Origin of the sequence: Christiangramia qingdaonensis (assembly GCF_048381525.1) — a bacterium.
Classification (GTDB): domain Bacteria; phylum Bacteroidota; class Bacteroidia; order Flavobacteriales; family Flavobacteriaceae; genus Christiangramia.
In genome coordinates this window covers 23548-32033 of sequence record NZ_JBLWIM010000012.1, presented here as the reverse complement: position 1 = coordinate 32033, position 8486 = coordinate 23548, and the positions used below count along the sequence as shown (strand labels likewise).

6 protein-coding genes are annotated in these 8486 nt (G+C 40.3%); all 6 read left to right on the top strand.

What is annotated here, in order from left to right:
• Nucleotides 1–66 precede the first annotated feature (66 nt).
• The 6 genes from ACNI3T_RS05035 (at nt 67) to ACNI3T_RS05010 (ending at nt 8453) form a co-directional block, all read left to right on the top strand.
• Nucleotides 67–459, top strand: a complete 393-nt coding sequence (locus tag ACNI3T_RS05035) for an HYC_CC_PP family protein (RefSeq protein WP_418226894.1) — start codon at nt 67–69, stop codon at nt 457–459.
• A gap of 86 nt (nt 460–545) precedes the next feature.
• On the top strand, nt 546–4280 hold the full coding sequence (locus ACNI3T_RS05030; RefSeq protein WP_418226893.1) for an efflux RND transporter permease subunit: 3735 nt from the start codon (nt 546–548) through the stop codon (nt 4278–4280).
• 87 nt (nt 4281–4367) lie between these two features.
• The gene (locus ACNI3T_RS05025) at nt 4368–5630 is read left to right on the top strand and encodes a TolC family protein (RefSeq protein ID WP_418226892.1); all 1263 of its coding nucleotides are present in this window, start codon (nt 4368–4370) and stop codon (nt 5628–5630) included.
• A 4-nt stretch (nt 5631–5634) separates the two neighbouring features.
• Entirely contained in the window at nt 5635–7332 is a 1698-nt protein-coding gene (locus tag ACNI3T_RS05020; protein ID WP_418226891.1) for an efflux RND transporter periplasmic adaptor subunit, read from the top strand.
• Between the two features lie 19 nt (nt 7333–7351).
• The gene (locus ACNI3T_RS05015; RefSeq protein WP_418226889.1) at nt 7352–7843 is read left to right on the top strand and encodes a DUF305 domain-containing protein; all 492 of its coding nucleotides are present in this window, start codon (nt 7352–7354) and stop codon (nt 7841–7843) included.
• Nucleotides 7844–7907: 64 nt separating this feature from the next.
• Nucleotides 7908–8453 (top strand): DUF3347 domain-containing protein, encoded by a 546-nt coding sequence (locus tag ACNI3T_RS05010; protein WP_418226887.1) that lies wholly within the window; start codon nt 7908–7910, stop codon nt 8451–8453.
• The last annotated feature ends 33 nt before the right edge of the window (nt 8454–8486 follow it).

Here is an 8486-nt window from a genome sequence, read left to right as displayed (position 1 = left end):
CGTTGCTCACGTTTGAAAATCAGGTTATAAACCATAGATATTCAAAATTTTGTACTTTTGTAATCTGTGAAAAAACTTTTACGACATACGATTTCTTTGAGCATGGCCTTTATAGTCATGTTATCAACGATGTCTTTTACTGTAGATAAACATTTCTGCGGAAGTTACCTGGTTGATCAGGCGGTTTTTTCTAAGGCAGAAACCTGCGGAATGTCGATGAATGCCGAGGATGAATCTCATTGTTGCACCAATGAAAAGGTTGAAGTTGAAGGTCAGGATGAATTGAAGATTTCATTTGATTCTTTCGATTTTCATCAGCAACTATTCATTACTACATTTACGTATTCCTACATCAATCTGTTTGAAAGCTTACCAAAACAGATCATTCCTTTTAAAGATTATTCTCCTCCCTTGCTGGTTGCTAACATACAGTTGGAAGACCAGGTCTTTCTTATTTGATAGTTAAGTTATAGAATTTGTACCACTCAGTTCCTTGCAGTGGCCCTTTGCGTTGTATGCGCTATTTCTAATTTAATTATTAAATAATGCTGAATAAAAGCATCAAATATCTGATCGAAAATAAACTCGTTGCCTTTATATTCCTGGTGATGTTCATTGGTTGGGGTGTCGTTAACTCACCATTCAACTGGGATACCGGCTTACTGCCAAATGATCCCGTGGCGGTAGATGCCATCCCCGATATAGGTGAAAACCAACAGATCATTTTTACTGAATGGAAAGGACGTTCTCCCCAGGATATTGAGGATCAGATCACCTATCCACTTACTACCAGTTTACTCGGGATTCCGGGAGTGAAGACAATTCGTAGTTCTTCTATGTTCGGTTTTTCCAGCATCTATATCATTTTTGAAGAAGACGTAGAATTTTACTGGAGCAGAAGCAGAATTCTTGAAAAACTTAATTCTTTACCTGAAAATTTATTGCCAGCAGATGTGAACCCAAGCTTAGGTCCAGATGCCACAGGATTGGGTCAGATATTCTGGTACACTCTTGAAGGCCGTGATAAGGATGGAAATGTCACTGGAGGCTGGGACCTTCAGGAGTTGAGAAGTATTCAGGATTATTATGTGAAATATGCACTTTCAGGAGCCAGTGGAGTTTCAGAAGTAGCAAGTATTGGTGGATATGTCCAGGAGTATCAGGTTGACGTAAAACCTGAATTGATGAGACAGTATAATGTTGGTCTTGATGAGGTTGTGAAAGCGGTCAAGGCAAGTAATCGTGAAATAGGAGCGCAAACTCTGGAAATCAACCAGGCAGAATACCTGGTTCGTGGCCTTGGTTACGTAAAATCTGTAGAAGATATTGAAAATGCTGTGGTGACTTCCGAAGATTACACCTCTATAAAGATTAGTGATATAGCCAATGTATCTATGGGACCAGCTTCCCGTCGCGGAATCCTGGATAAAGAAGGTGCTGAAGTTGTTGGTGGAGTCGTAGTAGCACGTTATGGCGCCAATCCAATGGAGGTAATCAACAATGTCAAGGCTGAAATCAACGAAATAAGTTCAGGTCTTCCTTCCAAAATCTTGCAGGATGGCACCGAATCTCAGCTTACTATCGTTCCTTTTTATGACAGATCAGAATTGATCCAGGAGACTCTTGGAACCCTGAATGAAGCGCTAACCATGGAGATCCTTATTACCATTCTGGTGATCATCATCATGGTTTTTAACTTAAGAGCTTCGATCCTAATTTCGGGATTGTTGCCGGTTGCGGTCCTGATGGTCTTTATCTCAATGAAGCTTTTTGGCGTAGCAGCTAATATCGTGGCTTTATCCGGGATCGCTATTGCAATAGGGACAATGGTGGATATGGGAGTCATTCTTTCTGAAAATATTATCAGGCATCTGGATATGAAGGATGACCGACCCATTAATCAACTGGTTTACGAAGCAACTGCTGAAGTTTCAGGAGCCATTTTAACGGCTGTACTTACCACGATCATAAGTTTTCTACCGGTTTTCACGATGGTAGGGGCAGAAGGAAAGTTATTCCGTCCACTGGCTTTTACAAAGACAATGGCCTTAATTTCTTCTATTTTGGTAGCGCTATTCCTGATTCCGCCAGTTGCTGCGGTGCTTTTCAAAAAGAGGAAAATTCGGAAAGAATTGAATTTCGTAGTCCCTGGAACATTGATCCTGGCAGGCATCGTAGCGATTGTTCTAGGATACTGGATAGGCCTGGCCTTACTAGCATTAGGATTAGTAGACTTTATTCTGAAAGTCGATAAGATTGATGAAAAGCAAAGCAAGTTCTTGAAAATTGCGATTTCAGTACTAACAATCATTCTTTTGTTATCCATTTACTGGAGACCGCTAGGACTTCAGAATAACATTTTGATTAATCTGTTATTCGTTTCTGTTATTTGTTTCGGCTTACTGGCGGTATTCTATTACTTCAAAAAGTATTACGTAAGCATTCTAACCTGGACGCTGGAAAACAAAGCTTTATTTCTAAGTATTCCAATTGCAATTATCGTCCTTGGATTCTTTATTATGAAGAATACCGGTAAGGAATTTATGCCTTCTCTAAATGAAGGTTCATTTCTATTAATGCCTACATCTCTACCACATTCCGGAGTTGAAGAAAATAAAAGAGTTTTACAACAACTGGACATGGCGGTAGCAAGTCTTCCTGAAATTGAAACTGTGGTGGGAAAAGCCGGAAGAACCGAATCTGCCCTGGATCCTGCACCGCTCTCCATGTATGAAAATATTATTCAGTATAAATCTGAATATATAGAGAACGCAGCTGGAGAAAAACAAAAATTTCGCGTTAATGATGACGGATTCTTTATGCTGAAAAACGGGAAGCTGGCAGCTAATCCTAATTCAGAATTAGAAAGTCCAGCAAATTATACTGACTCTCTGGTTAGCGAACCTCTGAAGCTTAGACCTGAACAGTTGATTGCCGATGATGACGGAGAGTATTTCAGAAACTGGAGACCAGAGATTAAAAGGCCTGATGACATTTGGAATGAGATCGCGAGAGTGACGAAATTACCCGGAGTCACCTCTGCTCCAAAATTACAACCAATAGAAACCCGTTTGATCATGCTCCAAACGGGAATGCGCGCGCCAATGGGAATTAAAGTGCAGGGCCAGGATCTAAAACAGATTCAGGATTTTGGGATGAAACTTGAAGATTTATTGAAGCAGGTCGAAGGAGTGAAAGACGAGGCAGTATTTGCCGATAGAATTGTAGGCAAACCATATTTACTAATCGATATTAAAAGGGCAAGTCTGGCCAGGTACGGCATCTCGATAAATGATGTACAACAGGTTTTACAGGTTGCCGTAGGAGGAATGAATCTAAGCCAGACCGTAGAAGGTCGTGAGCGTTATGGGATTCGGGTACGATACCCGCGAGAATTGCGAGCTGGTCCAGAAGATATCAAGGATATTTATGTTCCAGTGGAAGGTGGATCGCCCGTCCCGCTGGGAGAATTTGTGGAAATTAGGTACGAGCAGGGCCCGCAGGTTATTAAAAGCGAAAATACATTCCTTACCGGCTATGTTCTGTTCGATAAACTGGACGGTTTTGCTGAAACCAATGTTGTAGAGAATGCCACCGCCTTCCTTCAGCAGAAAATTGATTCTGGAGAACTCAATGTTCCAGCCGGGATCAAATATCGTTTCACCGGGAATTATGAGAATCAGGTGAGAGCCGAAAAAACGCTTTCTATTGTTGTTCCATTATCCTTACTAATCATCTTTCTTATTCTCTATTTCCAGTTTAAATCTGTATCCACGTCACTAATGGTTTTCGCAGGAATTGCGGTTGCCTTTGGTGGTGGTTTCCTGATGATCTGGTTATACGGGCAGGAATGGTTTATGGATTTCAGTCTTTTTGGGGAAAATTTCCGACAGTTATTTCAGATCAAAACGATCAATTTAAGTGTTGCTGTTTGGGTTGGTTTTATTGCGCTTTTTGGTATCGCTACAGATGATGGCGTAGTGATGGCTACCTATCTCACTCAAACCTTTGACGCCAATTCTCCAGATACTAAAAAGGAAATTCGGCGTTCTGTGATTGAAGCCGGGGAGAAGCGAATTCGACCTTGTTTAATGACTACAGCTACTACGATTCTAGCTTTACTTCCTATTTTATCTTCGACTGGTCGTGGGAGTGATATTATGATCCCAATGGCAATTCCTGCTTTTGGTGGAATGTTAATCGCCTTAATTACATTGTTCGTAGTGCCGGTGCTCTTTAGCTGGAGGCAGGAAGCTAAAATTAAAAGACTTAAAAGTTAATCATGGCAGTAAGTATTATCAGAAATAAAGAATTGCCAGTAATCCTGATGGTCTCCATTAAAACTAGCAGGTCTAACATTATTTAAGATGAAAGCAGAAAGAATTAGAAATACTTTAAGCATGTGTAAGGATGGGATATTAATAACGATTTTCTTCGTTTCACTTTTTACTTTCCACTCATTGCAGTCCCAGCAATTAAGGGATTATCAAAAGCAGGCTCTAGATAACAATCCAGCAATCCAGTCGATGAATTCATCTGTAGAGATTGCTTCAGAAAAAATCAAGGAAGCGAATACGCTGTCTGATACTGAATTTGGAGTTGGTTATTTTGTGAGTCAACCAGAAACAAGGACAGGAGCTCAAAAATTGAGACTTTCTGTACGACAAATGATGCCCTGGTTTGGAACTATTAACGCCAGGCGTAATTACTCTGGCTCTTTAGTAAGTATCGAGGAAGCGGAACTGGAGATCGCGAGGAGACAGCTGATGCTAAATGTTGCCCAGGTCTATTTCGAACTATATGAAGTAAAGGAGAAGATGGAAGTTCTTGAGCAAAATGTGGAGTTACTGGAGGTTTACAGGACTATGGCTTTAAATTCTGTTGAAGTCGGCAACGCTTCTGCCGTAGAAGTCCTTCGGCTTAAAATGAGACAAAATGATCTGGTGGAAAAGTCCAGGAACCTTCAGCTAAATTCCGAAGCATTGGAAAACGAGTTTACGAACCTTTTAAATTCCGAAGATAGCATATACTTAGAATGGAGAGATTCGATTTCTATACCACCACAGCGAGCAGATAATAGAAGTTTGCAATTACATCCCGAGCTACAGCGCTATGATAGATTTGCAAAAAGCGTAAAAACTTCAGAAAAACTAAATCAACTCGAATCTGCTCCAAAATTTGGATTTGGACTCGATTATATAAGCGTTCAGGAGCGACAGGATATGGTAGTTCCAGATAATGGGAAGGATATTTTTATGCCAATGCTTTCTTTCTCTGTGCCTGTTTTCAATAAAAAATATAAGTCCGTTAGCAGGCAAAACGACCTCAAACTGGAACAGATAGATTTAGAACGAGCCAATACACTGAATGATCTGAATACTAGATTACAAACTGCTTTGAACGAACGTGCAGCTGCGAGGATTAAGTATGAAACTCAGCTAGATAATCTTTCCCAGGCAAAGAATGCAGAGGAGTTATTGCTGAAGCAGTATGAAACCGGGACAATCGATTTTGATGACGTGCTGGACATTCAGGAAATACAGTTACAAATACAAATGAGTCTTATAGAAGCCGTGAGCAACTGGTATAAAAAAGATGCTGTCGTACAATATCTCACTACAAACAATTAAGCTGATGAAAAAAATACTGATATATATTGGAATCCTGATCTCCGGACTAATCCTTGGCTATTTATTCTTCGGAAGTGATTCTGGAGAAGCTTCAGGCGATCATGATCATGAAACTTCTGAAGCGGAGTCTATGTGGACCTGCTCTATGCACCCTCAGATCATGCAACCTGAGCCCGGAGATTGTCCTATTTGCGGGATGGACCTTATTCCCGCTGAAAATTCTTCGGAAGGTCTGGAAGCAAATCAATTTAGTCTCACAGATAACGCGATAAAACTGGCGAATATTCAAACTACTATTGTGGGTAAAGGAAGTGGGTTGGAAGGCAAGGTTTCTCTTTCTGGTAAGATCGAGATCAATGAAGATAAGAAAGCGGTAATGCCTGCCCATTTTAATGGCAGGATAGAGAAGCTCTACGTCAATACAGTAGGAGACAGGGTAAAGCGTGGGCAAATTGTTGCCAGTGTCTATTCTCCTGAACTTGTGGCTGCCCAGCAGGAATTAATTACAGCTGCGAAATTAAAAAACTCCCAGCCTCAGCTATATAATGCGGTACGTAAGAAATTTAATAACTGGATGATAAGTGATGCGATGCTGGATGAGATCGTGGAAACCGGGAATGTAAGAACCAACTGGCCTGTACATTCGAATGTTACCGGAACCATTACCGAGATCATGGTCGAGGAAGGCTCGCATATTCAGGATGCGATGCCGATATTAAAGGTTTCCAACCTTGGCACTGTCTGGGCGGTTTTTGATGCCTACGAATCCCAGATTAGTAACCTGGAAGAAGGACAGACTTTGGATATTACAGTGAATGCCCTGCAAAATGAAAAACTAAGCGGTAAAATTTCTTTTATCGATCCTATTCTGGACACAGATTCCAGAACGGTGGAAGTCCGGTTGATTTTGAACAATGAATCAAATAAACTCAAACCAGGCATGTTTGTGGAAGCAGAGGTTGAAATGGAGCAGGCTGCAAACACCGAAACTCTTGAAGTGCCTAAAACAGCTGTAATGTGGACTGGAGAACGCTCACTGGTATATGTAAAAACTTCTTCTACCGAGCCGGTTTTCGAAATGCGGGAAGTTGTACTGGGAAATTCATCAGGAGAAACTTATCAGGTGCTAAGCGGACTCGAAAGTGGTACTGAGATCGTGACCAATGGAACATTTACCGTAGATGCTGCAGCTCAGCTTCAGGGAAAGAATAGTATGATGAACGGTGGATCCAAAGCGAATTCTGTTACTGGAATGAACATGGAACTTTCAGCTAAGTTTGAATCCCAATTTGAGAAAAGCCTTGATACCTATTTTGAATTGAAAAATGCGCTGGTAGCTTCAGATGAAAAGAAAGCTGCCTCGCTAGCTTCAGAATTGAGAGAAGAACTTGAGAATATAGAATCAGGAACTTCAGATAAAATGCTCACTGTGCATTCAGAAAAAATACTTGAACTGCTAATGGCAATTTCAAAAAGTACAGACCTGGAAAATCAGCGGGATCATTTCAGAATTCTTTCGGAACAGATCATTGCGATCACGAGAAATTTTAAAAATTTTGAAAATGAATTATATGTTCAGCACTGTCCTATGGCTAACTCTAACCAAGGAGCAGATTGGCTAAGTCAATCTAAAGAAGTAAGAAATCCTTACTATGGGGAAGCTATGTTAAGCTGCGGAGAAGTAACCGAAATATTAAAATAAACCATTAAAATCAATTATTATGAATGACCAATCAACATCTACTAAGCACGAAATGAATGGAAGCAATTATGGAAGATTCTTTGGTATGCTTGGACTTTCTTTTATAGCCATGTATATCACCATGTACCTGAACACCTATGAAATTGACCACGTTTACTTCAGCCTTACTAGATTTTATATGACCTGTCTGGGAATTTCAGCAATGGCAGTGATTATGCTCTCTATGATGCTAAAAATGTATAAAAACCGGAAGAAGAATATAGCGATTTATGCGGGAAGTCTTGTTCTGTTTTTAGGTGCACTTGGTCTTGTTCGAGCGCAAAGTCCGGTAGTTGGCGATGTGTTGTATATGAAAGCCATGATCCCGCATCATTCTATCGCGATTTTAACTAGTAAAAGAGCCGATATTGATGATCCTGAAGTAAGAAAACTTGCTGATGAGATCATCAAGGCACAGGTAAGAGAGATCGCTGAAATGAAAAAAATGATCGAAAGATTAGAAAACAAGTAAAAGGAAACTCAATGATATTTTATGCATTCGTTTCTATAAATTTAAATTTTTAAAATAATCGAAAATGAAAAAGAGATTAAGAAGTTTAGTAATGTTGAGCCTGGTAGCCGGAAGTTTGGCGTTTCAATCTTGTGGTGAAACTAATAAGGGACAGGCAGAAACCGCTGTAGAAGAACAGCAGGAAATCAATAACACTTCAGAAGAAATAACTGAAGCGGAGTTTAATAATGCTACTATAGATGAAGCTTTTAAGAAGTATATTTTAGTAAAAGATGCTCTGGTGCAAACAGATGCTGAAACTACCTCGGAAGCTGCGAAGGAGCTGGAAGCCGCTTTAGCAGAAGAAAATTCTGAAATCGCGAAGATCGCAGCAAGAATTTCTGAAGAGCAGGACGTCAATGTACAAAGAGAGATTTTTTCAGAATTAACAGCAGCAATGGATCCGGTATTGAAAGGTGCTATTTCTTCAGGGAAGATCTATAAGCAATACTGCCCGATGGCATTTGAAGGAAAAGGAGATTACTGGTATGCAACTTCAGAAGAGATCAGGAACCCATATTACGGTGATAAGATGCTAAAATGTGGAAGAGTAGATGAAACTATTCAGTAGAACTGAGAGAATCCCGGTAATTCCAGTTACCGG